The organism is Rodentibacter sp. (assembly GCF_057314195.1).
The window spans coordinates 28,464-45,313 of the sequence record NZ_DBHLAM010000031.1 but is presented as its reverse complement, the minus strand read 5'-3'; the positions used below and the strand labels follow the sequence as shown (position 1 = coordinate 45,313).

Sequence of the window (16,850 nt, the reverse complement as noted above, 5' to 3'; positions counted from 1 at the left end):
GCTTATTTATTTTATTTGAATATGTCGGCACGGATTTTCCTTATCTTATCGCCGCGCCGATTTTATTGTTAAGCATCACATACGCGTTGCTGGTGCCGTGCTTGCTCGCCATGATTATGGATAAATCCAATCAAACTTACGCCACGCTCGACAGCGCATTGCAATTCTCTGTCGCCCTCTTCGGCGCCTACCTAGCAGGCTTTGTCTCCCTACGCCTCGCGCATGCCTTTGACTATCTCACAGTTTACCTCACCGCCACCTTCATTGCCGTTGGAATATGGCGATTTTTGGGATGCCGAAAAGAAGCACTGTCTTAATTTCAAGATAATTTTCTACGGCATACTGCATATAAAAAACTGCACCTTAAATACATTGGTTTAATACTAATGTTTAAGGTGCAGTTCATTGAAATCAGTTTCAATGCGGTGCTGTTACGCCACTTGATTTATTTCGTTTGGTTTATCAAGAACTGAGTCAATAAGGCCACAGGACGGCCGGTTGCGCCTTTGTTGGCGCCTTGCAGCCAAGCCGTGCCCGCAATGTCTAAATGTGCCCAGCGATATTTTTTTGTGAAGTTAGCGAGGAATGCACCGGCGGTGCTGGCACCACCCCAACGGCCGCCGATGTTGGCCAGATCGGCAAACGGCGATTTGAGTTGTTCTTGGTATTCTTCGCTTAACGGCAAGCGCCACGCTTTGTCTGTGGTTTGGTGAGCGGCGTGCAGTAAATCGGCGGCTAAGTTCTCATCTTCGCAAATCAAGCCACTATTGTGTTGCCCTAAGGCGACCACGCAAGCGCCGGTAAGCGTCGCTACATCGATCAGTAATTGCGGCTCAAAACGTTCCGCGTAAGTCAGCGCATCGCAAAGCACGAGGCGACCTTCCGCATCGGTATTCAATACTTCCACGGTCAAGCCATTCATGGTGGTGAGAATATCGCCAGGACGGTACGCGTTGCCATCCGGCAAATTTTCACAGCCGGCAAGTACACCGATAACGTTTAACGGTAAATCAAGTTGCGCAACGGCTGCCATGACACCGAATACGGAGGCCGCGCCGCCCATATCGTATTTCATTTCGTCCATATCCGCCGCCGGTTTAAGGGAAATGCCGCCCGCGTCAAAAGTTAAACCTTTACCTACCAACACAATTGGTTTGGCGTTTTTATCGGGCGCGTTGTTGAAATGCAAAATCGACATATACGCCGGATTGGCCGACCCGCGTGAAACCGCTAAATAAGCGTTCATTCCTAGCTCTGCCATTTGCGTTTCATCAATCACTTCCAGAGAAAGCGCGCCGAATTCCGCGGCTAAATGCTTGGCTTGTTCGGCAAGATAGGCAGGATTACAGATATTCGGTGGCATATTGGCGATATCGCGTGCCGCTTTCACGCCGGCACTAACGGCTTGTGCGTGAGCGATAGCGCGTTGTGCTTGCGGACAGTCGGTATTGAAAATAAAGCTTTCCAATGCGGTGCTCTCAGGCTTTTCCGATTTGAAGTGAGCAAAACGATAGTTTGTGTGCTCGATGATTTCGATGGCAAAACGCACGTTCCAATAAAGATCGCGATCTTTAATTTCGATTTCCGTTAAATAAGATACGACTTCGCGAATATTTGCGTTGTTTAGCGCTTTTAGCATGCTTTGAATCAGTTGCTTGTAGCGGCGCTCGGTTAGTTCGCCTTTTTTGCCACAGCCGACGATCAGCACACGTTTTGTGGCAACACCCGGCAAATCGCGTAGTAACAGGGTTTGACCTAATTTGCCGGTAAGCTCACCGGATTGGATTAAGCGGTTTAAATAACCTTGTGCAGCAAGGTCGATTTCATTGAAACTTTTAGAAAATTCGTTGTTCTCATACAGGCCTAAAACGATGCCGTCGGCGGCTTGAGAAAAGGCCTGGTTTTTTGCTTGATATTTCATAGGATTTCCTTAAATCGCTGTCTAATTTAGCGAAAATAAGGTATCATACGCGCCCGATTTTATCCAGATTCCCTCCTGTTTTTTAGCAACAAAGCATAACGAAATAAGATGATTTTAACTCGATATTTAGCGAAAGAAGTGTTTAAAAGCCAAACGGCGATTTTATTCATTTTGCTATTGATTTTTTTCTGCCAACAACTGGTACGCGTGTTGGGATCTGCGGCAAACGGTAATGTACCGGCGGATTTGGTGTTTTCTTTGCTCGGACTTGGGATGCCGACCATGGCACAGTTGATGTTGCCGCTGTGTTTGTTTATCGCTATTTTGCTCACTTTCGGGCGTTTGTATGCGGAAAGCGAAATTACCGTAATGCGCGCTTGCGGTGTTGGTTCGCGTATTTTGGTGCGCGTGGCGTTGTTGCTTTCTTTGTTCACCGCGGGACTCGCCGCCTATAATGCGTTATGGCTTTCGCCTTGGGCAATCGAAAAGCAAAGCACGCTGGTGGAAAATGCCAAAGCCAATCCGACCATGGGTGCGCTCTCTTCCGGTCAATTTATGTCTGCGGGCAACAATGATTTCGTATTGTTTATCGACGATATTCAAGGCGATCAAATTCATGATGTGTATCTTTTCCAAACCGTACCGAAAGGGCAGAGCAAGCCTTCTGTAGTGACGGCGGAAAAAGGCGAATTGAAGGCTTTACCGAACGGCGACCAAGTGTTGAATTTGCAAAACGTGCAACGTGTGGAAGGCACAGCAATGTTGTCGGATTTTCGCATTACGCATTTCGATAATTATCAAGCCTATTTGGGCTATCAAGTCGGCGATAACAAATCGGAGGAAGCCGCAGCGCTTTCTTCGGCGCAATTGTTGTCGCAAAATAGCACCGCATTGAAAGCCGAATTACACTGGCGAATCAGTTTGATTTTAGCGGTGCCGCTGATGGGGCTTATCGCCGTACCGCTTAGCCGCGTGAATCCGCGCCAAGGTCGTTTTGCAAAAATTTTGCCGGCATTGTTGTTGTATCTTATTTATTTTTTGTTGCAAAGTTCTTTCAAATCCGCCGGTTCTGCCGGTAAATTAGACGCCGCGATTTTTATGCCGATAACGAACGTGGCGTTTTTGTTACTCGGAATTTTATTAAATGCTTGGGACAGTGCGCCGATGTATAAATTCCGCCGTCTTTTAAACCGAAAAGGGTAAGCGATGATGAATACGTTAGACCGTTACATCGGTAAAAGCATTTTGGGAGCGATTTTTGCTACATTGCTGACGCTCGTAGGGCTTTCGGCGATTATTAAATTCGTGGAACAATTTCGCAGCGTGGGTAAGGGCACGTATGACGTGCTGCAAGCAGTGGCGTTCACCGTTTTAACCGTGCCGAAAGATGTGGAAACGTTTTTCCCAATGGCGGCCTTACTCGGCGCGTTAATCGCGCTCGGCAATCTTGCCGGCCGCAGTGAATTGGTGGTGATGCAAGCCGCCGGTTTTTCCCGTTTTAACATCGGCATGGCGGTGATGAAAACTGCGTTGCCGTTGGTTGTATTAACCATGGTTATCGGCGAATGGGGCATTCCGCAAACGGAGCAATTCGCCCGCGATATGCGCGCTCGTGCCATTTCCGGTGGTTCCGTACTTTCAGTGAAAAACGGCATATGGGCAAAAGATGGCAATAATTTTGTGTTTGTTCGTCGCGTAGGCGACGAGTCGCAGTTAAACAACGTATATATTTACAGCTTTGATAACAGCCGTAATTTAAGTGAATTAAAACACGCTAAACAAGCGACTTATTCCTCCGCTGAAAATCAATGGCAATTGCATCAAGTGAATCATTCAGTGATCCAAAAAGACAAGGTTGCGACCACTCATCGCGTAACGGAAGAATGGCAAACCAATTTAACGCCCGACAAACTCGGTGCGGTGTCCTTACGCCCTACCTCTTTATCGCTCAGTGGCTTGTATGAATATATTGCGTTTTTAAAAGAAACCGGGCAAGACGCTCGCCGTTTCGAACTCACCTTCTGGCGGAAAATTTTCCAACCGCTTTCTGTCGGTGTGATGATGTTGTTGGCGTTGTCCTTTATTTTTGGTTCGTTACGCAGCGTAACCGCGGGCGCACGAATCGTAACGGGAATTTGTTTCGGATTCTTATTTTATGTAGTGAATGAGATTTTTGGTCAAATGAGCGTCGTGTACGATATGCCGGCTGTGTTTGGTGCTTTAATTCCGAGCCTGTTGTTTATTGTCATTATCTGGTGGTTGTTAAGTCGAAAACGAGATTAGGCATGATGAGTAAAAAGGGCAATCCATTGTGGTTGCCCTTATTTTTTAGTGAAAATACGCGATGCTAATTGTGCCGATAAGACTCAATAATGAGAGCGTAAAGAAAATATTTTTTGGTTGAGACGCTTTTTTGCTAAAAAATTTCGCCGCAAAAATGATGTATAAAATGAGTAATGCAAATTTAGCAATAAGCCATGGTTCAAGCTCAACTGGGAAAAGATATAAGATTGCTGAACCGGAAATAATCAATAATGTATCCGATAAATGCGGTAGAATTTTTAATAGTTTTACCGCGCGCCAGTTTTTTCCATTTAATTGCATCGTCCCACGAAGTAGTAAAAGTCCTAAACTTAAAAACGCACAAAAAACGTGTAGAGAAGTTAACATGATCACTCCTAATTTGATTCAAAAGAAAAGTGCGGCGTTGGTTTGGCCACACTTTTTCAGTTTCCGTTTGCTGTTAGCGTTTCCAATGCGGTGCTCAAATGCCCTTTAGATAATCAAAGATGGCATTGCTAAATTAGCTATTTATATTGGCAAGGCATGGATCGTTTTGGTGTACAGCTAAGATATTCAGATCATAAGCAAAAAGCTGATAACCTAATGCAGCAAGGAACTGTGCGACGGGTTCATAGCCGCTTTTTAAGAATTCCACCGTTAAAATCGGTTTATATTTTTCAATAGTATTTAAGGCCCCTTTTAAGGCGTCCACTTCCATACCTTCCACATCAATTTTGATAAAGTCAACACGATCTAATTCAAGGCTATCGACAGAAACGAGCGGCACTTTTTGAGTTTTTTGGTAGTCGATTTGTTGCCCAATAAACTCATTATATTGGTTTGGACGGAGTTCTAAGCTGCCAAAAGAAGAAGGTATTGTGTAGTCGATGATAGGAATATCAAGATATTCTTGGCCGACAGGGTTGCCGATGGCTGAATAGATGGCTTTGACATTAAAGCAGTTATTAATTGCAACATTACCGGCTAAGGCATAGTAAATCCGCTCTTGTGCTTCAAAAGAGATAACCTTTCCCCAACCTGTCATTTCAATCCCTGCGGGAATGGTTACCGCACCGATATTCGCACCACAATCCAGCATTACCACTCCGTCACCGAAGTATTGACGGCGTAAATTAAGTAAAGCAAGGATTCGCTGAATTTCTTCCGGTTCGAATCGTCCTTGGGTTAGGAATTGATAACCGACGCCATAAGTTAGGCCGGCTTGGTTAGTTTGTCTATCCAGATAATTAACGATCATTGAGCCGGTGTTAGCGGACACAACGACAAAGGGATTGGGTCTTGGATTAAGAGCCATGATGTTTCTCCTATAAATAATGAATGATAGTGGGTTGCTGAACCAATGCGGTGCTGTTTTGAATACTCAATACAGTACTTATTGACAGCGGTAAAAAAGAGATTATTTTGCAATGCGTTTGTATTTCATGCGGTGCGGTTGTAGCGCATCGGCACCGAAGGTTTTCTTCTTCCATTCTTCATAGTCGGAGAAGTTGCCTTCGTAGAAGGTGACTTTGCCTTCATCGCCATAATCCAAAATGTGAGTGGCGATACGGTCTAGGAACCAGCGGTCATGGGAAATCACCATGGCACAACCCGGGAATTCTAAGATGGCATTTTCCAGTGCGCGCAGGGTTTCTACGTCAAGGTCGTTGGTCGGTTCGTCCAGTAACAATACGTTGCCGCCGGCTTGTAATAATTTCGCTAGATGCAAACGGCCGCGTTCACCGCCGGAAAGTTCCCCCACGCGTTTTTGTTGATCCACGCCTTTAAAGTTAAAGCGACCTACATAAGCACGGCTCGGAATTTCAAAGTTGCCGATAGTTAAAATATCTTGTCCGTTAGAGACTTCTTCCCACACGGTTTTCTTGTCGTCCATAGCATCGCGGAATTGATCCACAGAAGCCAACACGACAGTTTCGCCTAAGGTGATAGAACCGGAATCCGGTTGTTCTTTGCCGGAAAGCATGCGGAATAGCGTGGATTTACCTGCACCGTTGGCACCGATAATCCCGACGATAGCGCCTTTCGGAATGCTGAAGGACAAGTCATCGATTAAAGTGCGGTCGCCGTAGGATTTACTTAAATGCTGCACTTCAATGACTTTATCGCCTAAGCGTGGACCAGGTGGAATAAAGAGTTCATTGGTTTCGTTACGTTTTTGATATTCGCCGGAATTAAGTTCTTCAAAGCGAGCCATACGCGCCTTGCTTTTCGCTTGACGACCCTTTGGATTTTGACGCACCCATTCCAATTCTTTCTCAATGGATTTTTGGCGGGCAGATTCCTGCGCTTGTTCTTGTGCCAAGCGTTTTTCTTTTTGTTCTAACCAAGAAGAATAGTTGCCTTCCCAAGGAATACCTTCACCACGGTCAAGTTCTAAAATCCAGCCGGCAACGTTATCTAAGAAATAACGGTCGTGAGTAATTGCCACCACGGTGCCTTCGTAGTCGTGCAAGAAGCGTTCCAACCAAGCCACGGATTCTGCATCTAAGTGGTTGGTTGGTTCGTCTAACAGCAGCATATCCGGCTTTTCTAACAATAAACGGCAAAGCGCCACGCGACGACGTTCCCCACCGGATAAATGCTCGATTTTGGCATCCCAGTCCGGCAAGCGTAATGCATCAGCCGCGCGTTCTAATTGGTTGTCTAAATTATGCCCGTCGTGTGCTTGAATGACCGCTTCTAACTCAGCTTGCTCCGCGGCAAGTTTGTCGAAATCCGCATCGGGATCAGCATACAGCGCATACACTTCATTCAAACGGGTCAAAGCCTGTTTGACTTCACCCACCGCTTCTTCAATCGCTTCGCGCACGGTTTGTTGCGGTTCAAGTTTCGGTTCTTGCGGTAGATAGCCAATTTTAATGCCGGGTTGCGGACGGGCTTCCCCTTCGATTTCTTTATCAATGCCCGCCATAATGCGCAACAACGTGGATTTACCTGCACCATTTAAGCCGAGCACGCCGATTTTGGCACCGGGGAAAAAGCTCAACGAGATATCTTTCAAGATATGACGCTTCGGCGGCACCACTTTGCCGACGCGATGCATCGTATAAACGAATTGTGTTGACATAATTTGCTCTTGATTTGAGGTTAAAAAAACGGGCTTATTTTACTTGAAGTTTTGGGATTTGCCTAACCTTCGGCAAATGAAAGGCGAAAAAAAACCACCCGAATTGGGTGGTAGGAAAGTAGTTTAGCTATATTTATGATTATTTTATTTAGGAACTTTATGAATATCAAGCAAGCGCTTGACGTGGAGGATAGTACCGAAAATTCTGCTCCAAATAAAATCTAATCTCATTATTCTTTGATATAAGTCAATAAATTTTATTCATTTAACCATTATTGATGAGCAAATAAACGTTTTTAAGGATTTTTCGCGCTATGTTAAAATGACAACCTCATTTTATTAAGGATAATTGTTGTGAAAAAAAAACTCGTCTTACTCGTCACTATGCTATCGAGCACCGCATTGGCGCACCCACACGCCTTTATTGAAATACAAAGCAAACCATTGGTGGAGGAAAATCAATTGATCGGTTTTTCGATGCGATGGACACTTGATGAACCGAGTTCTGCGGCGGTGCTATACGATATGGCGCAAGCGAAAGGCGATTCCGCGAAGCAACAAAAGCTCATTGACGATGTGATGGAAAATATCGTAAACGAACATTATTTCAGCTATTTATTTGATAAAAATAACGAAAAAATTAAATACAAAGCTCAGGCGCGGAATTACGGTATTAATCTGCTTGGCTCACATATTCAATATTATTTCGATTTGCTTCTTACTCGTCCGCAGCCGTTAAAAGATAACCTGTTCACGTTAATGACTTATGATCGCACTTATTATGTCTCCATGTTTTATCCGGAAAACAAAAACGCGGTGAATTTTTCTGCTCTGCCGACCAATTGCAAGGGCGAAGTGGTGGCGCCGAACGTGGATGAAAAAATGAAATCTTACGCTTCTTCTCTGGATAAAACGCAAAAAGACGAAGATGATTCCTTGGGCGTGATTTTTGCGCAAAAAGTGAAAATTCGGTGTGACTAAATCATGAAAAAAGCATTCCCATTTAAATGGCTATTTGTCTTGGTTGCCTTACTTGGCGCAATTTTTTGGTTCTTGCCTTGGCTTTTTGTGAAAGCTGTGGCTTGGCAACAAGTCTTTAATCAACTCACTTCGGAAAATCTTCACGCCATTCAACAAAATCCCGTTTCCGCCGGTTTAATTTTAATTGGTGTCAGTTTTCTTTACGGTGCGTTACATGCCCTCGGGCCGGGACACGGCAAATTTATTATCGCCGGTTATTTATCAACCCATCAAAGCGAACTTAAACCCAGCGTGAAGTTAAGTTTGCTTGCTTCCTTGATGCAAGGTGTCGTGGCGATTGTGGCGACATCCGTGATTGTGGTGGTTTTAAATTTGTCATCGCGTTATTTCAAACTAAGCCAATTATGGCTGGAACGCGGTGCTTGGGTGTTATTACTCGGGCTTGGCATTTATTGGATTTATCAAGGCGTCAGAAAGCCGAAAAAAGCGTTTCGGATAAAATCTGCGCGCTTCAATGCGGTGCCGAAATTGAGTGCCGTGAAAGCCGATCATGTTTTTTCCGCTGAATGTTCCTGCGGCCATCAACACTTGCCTAATGCGGTGCTGTTGCGACATGCCAATACTTGGCGAAGTCAATTTTTCATCATTTTGAGCATCGGACTGCGCCCTTGTAGCGGCGCAATTTTTGTACTTTTTTTGGCTTATATGTCGGATCTTTTTCTTTGGGGCATTTTCGCCGTTCTTGCTATGTCATTCGGCACCGGTTTAACGCTTTCTTTATTTGCCGTCATGGTGCGTTATGCCAAACAAATGGCAATTCGTTTAGGACGATGGTACGGCGGTAAAACCTTAAATCAATATGGAGGACGGGCGGTTAAAATATTTGCCGGCGGCGTGATGATCTTTTTTGCCGCGAGTTTGCTTTATGGCACAACGCTTGAAGCTAGCGGTGGGGCAGTGTTGTTTGGAAAATAACGACGAAATACCGATAAAAATAAAGCCCATCAAATTGATGGGCTTAAAATCTTCTGGTTGCTAATTTAGAATTCGTAAAAGGAGACAAACGAAAACCAAACCAAAAGAGAAATTGGCTCCTCCTGCGGGACTCGAACCTGCGACATATGGATTAACAGTCCACCGTTCTACCGACTGAACTAAGGAGGAATTGATTTGGTATCACAAAGATAGGTCGCGCATTCTAATGATCCGTCAATAGTTTGTCAACAGTAAAAATAAAAAAATTTTAAAAAATTTAAGTGTACTTTTTACGGCAATTTTTCTATCCACAAAGGCTGTGGATAACTTTGTGGATTAAATCAACTTAAGATCGAGGAATCCCGATAAATACTAGGGTTGTGCGATTTCAAGTAAAAATTGGTTGTAAAATGACATTTCCTTATTTATCAATATGTTAAGTAAAGTCCAGAAAAAAAATATAAAAATTTTTTATGATTTTTTGACTTGTTTCGCTTGACATCTCGCACACTGTGCAAAACTTGCTTTCACGCTGATTTTGGCGTGTGAAATATGATAGAATCGCGCCAACAAAAGTTCTTAGAAAATTGGCTGTACATATATGTCAGAAAAAATTCATAGCAAACCATTTATTCTTCATTCCGGTTATCAGCCTTCCGGCGATCAGCCGCAAGCGATTGAAAAACTCGCCGAAAATTTAGACGACGGATTAGCACATCAAACTTTGCTCGGCGTAACCGGATCGGGCAAAACTTTCACCATCGCCAATGTGATTGCCAAGCTTAATCGCCCGGCTATGTTGCTTGCGCCAAATAAAACTCTCGCCGCCCAGCTTTATGCGGAAATGAAAGACTTTTTTCCGGAAAATGCGGTGGAATATTTCGTTTCTTATTATGATTATTATCAGCCGGAAGCCTATGTTCCGAGCAGTGATACTTTTATTGAAAAAGATTCTGCGGTGAACGAGCAAATTGACCAAATGCGCCTTTCTGCGGTGAAATCTTTTTTGGAGCGCCGCGATACCATTGTTGTGGCGTCGGTTTCCGCGATTTATGGTTTGGGCGATCCGGAAGCTTATTTAAAAATGCGTTTGATTTTGCGCGTCGGCTCACCGGCTAATCAGCGCGAGATTTTAAGTCAACTTGCGGGCATGCAATATACACGTAACGATCAGGCGTTTCAGCGTGGCACATTTCGTGTGCGTGGCGATGTAATCGACATTTTTCCGGCGGAATCGGACGATCAAGCCATTCGTATCGAATTATTTGATGAGGAAGTAGAACGCTTAAGTTTCTTTGATCCGCTTACGGGAAGCAATCTCGGTGCGGTGCCGCGTATTACGGTGTACCCGAAAACCAACTATGCGACGCCGCGCGAGCGCATTTTGGAATCCATCGATAAAATTAAAGATGAACTGGCGCAGCGCCGTGAATATTTCATTAAAGAAAATAAATTATTGGAAGAGCAACGTATTACGCAGCGCACGTTGTTCGATATTGAAATGATGAATGAGCTGGGTTATTGCTCGGGCATTGAAAACTACTCACGCTATCTTTCCGGTCGAAACGAGGGGGAACCGCCGCCGACCTTATTCGATTATATGCCGTCTGATGCGGTGCTAATTATTGATGAGTCGCACGTAACGGTGCCGCAAATCGGTGGTATGTATCGCGGCGACCGCTCGCGTAAAGAAACCTTGGTGGAATATGGTTTTCGTTTGCCGTCCGCATTAGATAACCGCCCGTTGCGCTTTGAGGAATTTGAGCGCTTGGCGCCACAGACTATTTATGTTTCCGCCACACCGGGGCCTTATGAATTGGAAAAATCCGGTAGTGAAATTATCGATCAAGTGGTGCGTCCGACCGGCTTGCTCGATCCGGAAATTGAAATTCGTCCGGTTGCGATTCAAGTGGATGATTTACTGTCAGAAGCGCGCCAAAGAGCGGACCGAAACGAACGGGTTTTAGTTACCACGTTGACCAAAAAAATGGCGGAAGATCTTACCGATTATTTAGACGAACACGGCGTGCGCGTACGTTATTTGCATTCCGATATTGACACCGTGGAACGGGTAGAAATTATTCGTGACTTACGTTTGGGCGAATTTGACGTGTTGGTCGGCATCAACTTATTGCGTGAAGGTTTGGATATTCCGGAAGTGTCCTTAGTGGCGATTTTAGATGCGGATAAAGAAGGCTTTTTGCGTTCGGAACGTTCGCTGATTCAAACCATAGGCCGCGCCGCGCGTAATTTGCACGGTAAAGCAATTTTGTATGCGGATCGCATTACCGATTCGATGAAAAAAGCGATGACGGAAACCAATCGCCGACGCGAAAAACAAATGGCATATAACGCCGAGCGCGGCATTATTCCGCAAGCCTTAAATAAAAAGGTGGGCGAGTTGCTTGATATCGGACAAGGCACGCTCAATAAAGGAAGAGGAAAATCGCGCGGAAAAACCGTTGCGGAACCGGCCGCACTTTATAACGCGCCAAAAAACGCCAAAGAGTACCAACAACAAGTTAAAAAATTGGAACAGCAAATGTATAAATTCGCCCAAGACTTGGAATTTGAAAAAGCCGCTGCTGTGCGCGATCAGCTTCATCAATTGAGAGAAAAGTTTGTGATGACGGAATAAGCGCCAGTAAAAACGATACCAAAAATGTACAAATGCATAAGATAGCAAAGAAAACGGATGAATGATTTCTAGGCTTGTCTGTTCACTATGCTCAACAGCACCGCATTGGAACCCTTTTCAATGCGGTGCTGTTTTAAGAGCAGACGGTAGGTTTCGGCATGATTAACATTTCAACGGCTTCGACCGGTTAAACAGTTACTATCGGTGTTAAAAAACTAAGATTAGATGCGTTTAAACAGGCTGAATAAACGAGCGATAAAGCCTTGTAAAATCCGGATAAAACAAAGCCCCGCGTTAAATTACGCAGGGCTTTGTTTAGGGTAAATGGTGCGACTAGCTGGACTCGAACCAGTGACCCCCACCATGTCAAGGTGGTGCTCTAACCAACTGAGCTATAGTCGCGTGAGTGCCGCGCATAATAGACGGTTTTTAACAGGAAGACAAGAAATTTTCTACGACGCCGGTGCGGGTGATAAAATTTTAACCAAAACGAGCTCGGAGCGTCGCGAACTCTTTTTTGATTTCGGCGGTTTTTGAGCGTATAATGCGCGCCGGTTTATTTCGGCCGAAAAGCTTCGGCCTAATCAGGTTTATTCAAAATATAAATATTGACTGACGGAGTAGAATGATGTCTAGAAGACTAAGAAGAACGAAGATTGTATGTACTATGGGTCCGGCGACCGACCGCGATAACAATCTTGAGAAAATTATTGCGGCAGGCGCAAACGTAGTTCGTATGAACTTCTCGCATGGTACGCCTGATGATCATATTGAGCGTGCGGAACGTGTTCGTTCTATTGCGAAAAAATTAGGCAAGACTGTAGCGATTTTAGGCGATTTACAAGGGCCTAAAATCCGCGTTTCTACTTTCAAAGATGGCAAAATTTTCTTAAATGTCGGCGATAAGTTCGTTCTTGATGCGGAATTGCCAAAAGGTGAAGGCAATCAAGAGGCAGTCGGTTTAGATTACAAAACCTTACCGCAAGATGTTGTTCCCGGGGATATTCTTTTGTTAGATGACGGTCGCGTACAGTTAAAAGTATTGTCCACCGAAAATGCAAAAGTGTTTACTGAAGTCACTGTTGGCGGCCCGTTATCAAATAATAAAGGGATCAATAAATTAGGCGGCGGTTTATCAGCTGACGCATTAACTGAAAAAGATAAAGCAGACATCATTACGGCAGCGCGTATCGGCGTCGATTTCTTGGCAGTCTCTTTCCCGCGTTCCAGCGCAGACTTAAATTACGCCCGTGAATTGGCGCAGAAAGCCGGTTTAAATGCGAAAATTGTGGCGAAAGTTGAACGTGCCGAAACGGTAGTCGATGACGAATCAATGGACGACATTATTTTAGCATCGGACGTGATCATGGTCGCTCGCGGTGATTTAGGCGTGGAAATCGGAGATCCTGAATTGGTAGGCGTGCAGAAAAAATTAATCCGTCGTTCGCGTCAGTTAAACCGCGCGGTAATCACCGCGACACAAATGATGGAATCCATGATCAGTAATCCGATGCCGACTCGTGCGGAAGTGATGGACGTAGCCAATGCGGTGCTGGATGGCACAGATGCGGTAATGCTTTCGGCCGAAACGGCTGCCGGTCAATATCCGGCTGAAACCGTCGCAGCGATGGCGCGCGTGTGTTTAGGCGCGGAAAAAATGCCAAGTATTAATGTTTCCCGTCACCGTATGGACAAAGAGTTCGGCGATATCGAAGAAGCGGTAGCCATGTCCGCAATGTATTCCGCAAACCATATGAAAGGCGTTGCGGCGATTATTACATTGACACATACCGGGCGCACCGCATTGTTAATGTCCCGCATCAGCTCGGGTTTACCGATTTTTGCCTTATCCCGTAACCAAGAAACGTTAAATCTTTGTTCTTTATACCGTGGCGTGACACCGGTATTCAGCGATGCGGAAACGCGCAGTGCAAGCGGCGCGCAAGAAGCGGTGCAATTATTAAAAGAAAAAGGTTACTTAAATTCAGGTGATTTAGTGTTATTAACGCAAGGCGATGAGTCAATCAAGCATACGAATGTATGCCGTGTGCTTATCGTTGAATAATCACGAAAAAATAAAAAACGGTGGATTTTTCCACCGTTTTTTATTTTTACTTTCAGTGCAACAAAAACGATTAAAAGCTCAGTCCAAATCGACCGTAGTTTTCGCTTAAACCGCCCCCTCATTTGCGGTATCATAAGCACCAATTCTTTTGTATCTTAAAATTCTTATGGCATCTCAACCGCAAATCAAATCATCCGACAAACAAACCGCACAAGTGAGCGTTCCGCCTCATTCTCTTGAAGCCGAGCAAGCCGTGTTGGGCGGCATTATGTTAAGCAATCAGCATTGGGACGGTATTGCCGAACGTGTAATTGCGGAGGATTTTTACACTTTTGCTCACCGTGCAATTTTCCAAGCCATGGAAGATTTAATACGTAACCGGTCGCCGATCGATCTCATCACTTTGGATCAAGCTTTAAAAAATAAAGGTATCAGCGAAGAAGTAGGCGGTTTTGCTTATCTTGCTGAGCTTTCCAACAATACACCAAATGCTATTAATATTTTGGCTTATGCCGACATCGTGCGTGAAAAAGCGATTCTGCGCGAATTGATTTCTGTAGGCAACCGCATTGCGGAAAACAGTTACTCGCCGAAAGGGCAAGACATCAAATTGATTTTGGACGAAGCCGAACGTGAAGTGTTCGCCATTGCGGAGAAACGCAGCACTTCCGGCGAAGGCCCGCAAAATGTGATTAGCGTGTTGCAAAGCACCATCGAACGAATTGATGCTTTAAGCAAATTGAAAAATAATTCCGGTGTGACCGGCGTTACCACCGGTTTTACGGATCTTGACCGAAAAACGGCAGGTTTACAGCCTTCGGATTTAATTATCGTTGCTGCGCGTCCGTCCATGGGAAAAACCACCTTTGCCATGAATCTGTGTGAAAATGCGATGATGGCAAGCGATAAACCGGTATTGGTGTTCAGTTTAGAAATGCCCGCCGAACAAATTATGATGCGTATGATTGCTTCATTGGCGCGCGTGGATCAAACCAAAATCCGTACCGGTCAAGGCTTAGACGAAATTGAATGGAACAAAATCAGTAGCATATTCGGTATGTTTAAGCAGAAAAATAACCTTTACATTGATGATTCTTCCGGATTAACACCGACCGAGCTGCGTTCCCGCGCCAGACGGGTTTATCGTGAAAATAACGGGTTAAGTTTAATCATGGTGGATTATCTTCAATTAATGCGCGCCCCGGCATTTTCCGATAACCGAACCTTGGAAATTGCGGAAATTTCCCGTTCTCTGAAAGCGCTCGCGAAGGAGTTGGAAGTGCCTGTCATCGCCCTTTCCCAGTTAAATCGTACTTTGGAGCAACGCGCTGATAAGCGTCCGGTAAATTCGGATTTACGTGAATCCGGCTCTATCGAGCAAGATGCCGACTTGATTATGTTTATTTATCGCGACGAGGTTTATAACGACAATTCGGAAGATAAAGGCGTGGCGGAAATTATTATCGGTAAACAACGTAACGGCCCGATTGGTCGCGTGCGTTTGAAATTTAACGGGCAATTTTCGCGTTTTGACAATCTCGCTGAGCAACGCGAATATCATGATTATTAAGGAAAAATAATGAACGTAAAACCGGCGACCGCGAAAATTAGCTCGCGCGCCTTAAAACATAATTTGGACGTGATTAAACAAAAAGCGCCGAATAGTAAAATTATTGCCGTAGTAAAAGCGAATGCTTATGGCCATGGCGTAGTGTTTGTGGCCTCTACTTTAGAAAAAAACGTGGATTGCTTCGGTGTGGCGCGTTTGGAAGAGGCGCTAGCGTTGCGTTCTAACGGCATTACCAAGCCTATTTTATTATTGGAAGGCTTTTTTAACGAAAAAGATCTGCCAATTTTAGCGGTGAATAATATCGAAACCATCGTGCATAATCGTGAACAACTTGAAGCGTTAAAGCGCGCGGATGTGACCGGTCCGATTAAAGTGTGGCTGAAAATTGATACAGGCATGCATCGTTTAGGTGTTTCTTTGGAGGATGTGGATACATTTTATCAAGAGTTGAAAAGACTTCCGCAAGTGCAACCGCATTTCGGCTTCGTCAGCCATTTCAGCCGCGCGGACGAACTTGAATCCGATTACACGTCGTTACAAATTCAACGTTTTTTATGCGCAACGCAAGACAAACCGGGCGAGCGCAGTATCGCCGCATCGGGCGGTATTTTATTTTGGCCGCAATCTCATTTGGACTGGGTGCGCCCCGGCATTATTATGTACGGCATTTCGCCGACGGATACCATTGGTAGCGAATTCGGTTTAACGCCGGTAATGAATTTGACTTCTTCATTAATCGCCGTGCGCCATCATAAAAAAGGCGAGCCGGTCGGCTACGGCGGTATATGGAGCAGCCCGCGCGACACTAAAATCGGCGTGGTTGCCATCGGCTACGGCGATGGTTATCCGCGTGATGCGGCGGAAGGCACTCCAGTGTATTTAAACGGCAGAATCGTGCCGATCGTTGGGCGCGTGTCTATGGATATGCTCACTGTTGATTTAGGGCCGGACAGCCAAGATCAAGTAGGCGATGAAGTGATTTTATGGGGTAAGGAATTGCCTATTGAAACCGTCGCTAAATACACCGGAGTTTTAAGTTACGAATTGATTACAAAACTAACGCCGCGTGTTATAAACGAGTACGTGGATTAGTCGCGCGATTTTATAATGCAATGAATTTCGTTCCGGGTGCAAAGCTATCGCAATAACGAGGCGGAAGTTCAATGAAGCTACAAATGAGCACCGCATTGAACACTCAAAATAGCACCGCATTGAACACTCAAAATAGCACCGCATTGAACATTCAAAATAGCACCGCATTGAACACTCGAAACAGCACCGCATTGAATGCTTAAATGCGCATAGAGCCACAACATTTATTTTATCTAA

At 44.9% G+C, this 16,850-nt stretch carries 13 protein-coding genes, 2 tRNA genes and 1 pseudogene; 10 read left to right on the top strand and 6 right to left on the bottom strand.

The annotated features are described in order from the left end of the window. Window positions 1–317 (top strand): annotated as a pseudogene (locus ACO59Y_RS04825) (MFS transporter); the annotation flags it as partial. A 128-nt stretch (window positions 318–445) separates the two neighbouring features. Here ACO59Y_RS04825 and ACO59Y_RS04820 read toward each other — a convergent pair. Continuing rightward, the gene (locus ACO59Y_RS04820; RefSeq protein ID WP_486131122.1) at window positions 446–1,921 is read right to left on the bottom strand and encodes a leucyl aminopeptidase; all 1,476 of its coding nucleotides are present in this window, start codon (window positions 1,919–1,921) and stop codon (window positions 446–448) included. A gap of 108 nt (window positions 1,922–2,029) precedes the next feature. Here ACO59Y_RS04820 and lptF point away from each other — a divergent pair, with 108 nt between their 5' ends. Together lptF and lptG are read left to right on the top strand one after the other, a co-directional pair. Continuing rightward, entirely contained in the window at window positions 2,030–3,124 is a 1,095-nt protein-coding gene (gene lptF / locus ACO59Y_RS04815) for an LPS export ABC transporter permease LptF (RefSeq protein ID WP_486131120.1), read from the top strand. A gap of 3 nt (window positions 3,125–3,127) precedes the next feature. Continuing rightward, a complete protein-coding gene (gene lptG, locus ACO59Y_RS04810; RefSeq protein ID WP_486131118.1) occupies window positions 3,128–4,204 on the top strand; it encodes an LPS export ABC transporter permease LptG in 1,077 nt (358 codons plus the stop codon). Between the two features lie 45 nt (window positions 4,205–4,249). Here lptG and ACO59Y_RS04805 read toward each other — a convergent pair whose 3' ends face one another. The 3 genes from ACO59Y_RS04805 to ettA all read right to left on the bottom strand — a co-directional run bounded on the left by ACO59Y_RS04805 (window position 4,250) and on the right by ettA (window position 7,292). Next, the gene (locus tag ACO59Y_RS04805; RefSeq protein ID WP_486131116.1) at window positions 4,250–4,591 is read right to left on the bottom strand and encodes a SirB2 family protein; all 342 of its coding nucleotides are present in this window, start codon (window positions 4,589–4,591) and stop codon (window positions 4,250–4,252) included. A gap of 133 nt (window positions 4,592–4,724) precedes the next feature. After that, window positions 4,725–5,519: an FkbM family methyltransferase gene (locus ACO59Y_RS04800; RefSeq protein WP_486131114.1), complete on the bottom strand. Its 795-nt coding sequence runs from the start codon at window positions 5,517–5,519 to the stop codon at window positions 4,725–4,727. A gap of 102 nt (window positions 5,520–5,621) precedes the next feature. Further along, complete coding sequence (gene ettA, locus ACO59Y_RS04795; protein ID WP_486131112.1) at window positions 5,622–7,292, bottom strand: energy-dependent translational throttle protein EttA; 1,671 nt, start codon at window positions 7,290–7,292, stop codon at window positions 5,622–5,624. Between the two features lie 354 nt (window positions 7,293–7,646). Between ettA and zevA the strand changes: the two genes are divergently transcribed. Both zevA and zevB read left to right on the top strand, forming a co-directional pair. After that, window positions 7,647–8,273, top strand: coding sequence for a zinc transporter binding subunit ZevA (zevA, locus tag ACO59Y_RS04790; protein ID WP_486131110.1), 627 nt, complete (start codon window positions 7,647–7,649; stop codon window positions 8,271–8,273). 3 nt (window positions 8,274–8,276) lie between these two features. Further along, window positions 8,277–9,248, top strand: a complete 972-nt coding sequence (gene zevB / locus ACO59Y_RS04785; protein WP_486131108.1) for a zinc transporter permease subunit ZevB — start codon at window positions 8,277–8,279, stop codon at window positions 9,246–9,248. A gap of 113 nt (window positions 9,249–9,361) precedes the next feature. Here zevB and ACO59Y_RS04780 read toward each other — a convergent pair. Further along, window positions 9,362–9,437, bottom strand: a tRNA-Asn gene (locus ACO59Y_RS04780). 412 nt (window positions 9,438–9,849) lie between these two features. Between ACO59Y_RS04780 and uvrB the strand changes: the two genes are divergently transcribed. Further along, window positions 9,850–11,886 (top strand): excinuclease ABC subunit UvrB, encoded by a 2,037-nt coding sequence (gene uvrB, locus ACO59Y_RS04775; protein ID WP_486131106.1) that lies wholly within the window; start codon window positions 9,850–9,852, stop codon window positions 11,884–11,886. A 325-nt stretch (window positions 11,887–12,211) separates the two neighbouring features. Here the strand turns inward: uvrB and ACO59Y_RS04770 are convergent. Next, a tRNA-Val gene (locus ACO59Y_RS04770) sits at window positions 12,212–12,288 on the bottom strand. Between the two features lie 226 nt (window positions 12,289–12,514). Between ACO59Y_RS04770 and pyk the strand changes: the two genes are divergently transcribed. The 4 genes from pyk (at window position 12,515) to ACO59Y_RS04750 (ending at window position 16,816) form a co-directional block, all read left to right on the top strand. Further along, on the top strand, window positions 12,515–13,951 hold the full coding sequence (gene pyk / locus ACO59Y_RS04765; protein ID WP_373602920.1) for a pyruvate kinase: 1,437 nt from the start codon (window positions 12,515–12,517) through the stop codon (window positions 13,949–13,951). A gap of 166 nt (window positions 13,952–14,117) precedes the next feature. Continuing rightward, complete coding sequence (locus ACO59Y_RS04760) at window positions 14,118–15,521, top strand: replicative DNA helicase (protein ID WP_486131104.1); 1,404 nt, start codon at window positions 14,118–14,120, stop codon at window positions 15,519–15,521. Window positions 15,522–15,530: 9 nt separating this feature from the next. Continuing rightward, a complete protein-coding gene (alr, locus tag ACO59Y_RS04755; RefSeq protein ID WP_486131102.1) occupies window positions 15,531–16,613 on the top strand; it encodes an alanine racemase in 1,083 nt (360 codons plus the stop codon). A 71-nt stretch (window positions 16,614–16,684) separates the two neighbouring features. Further along, on the top strand, window positions 16,685–16,816 hold the full coding sequence (locus ACO59Y_RS04750) for a hypothetical protein (protein ID WP_486131100.1): 132 nt from the start codon (window positions 16,685–16,687) through the stop codon (window positions 16,814–16,816). The last annotated feature ends 34 nt before the right edge of the window (window positions 16,817–16,850 follow it).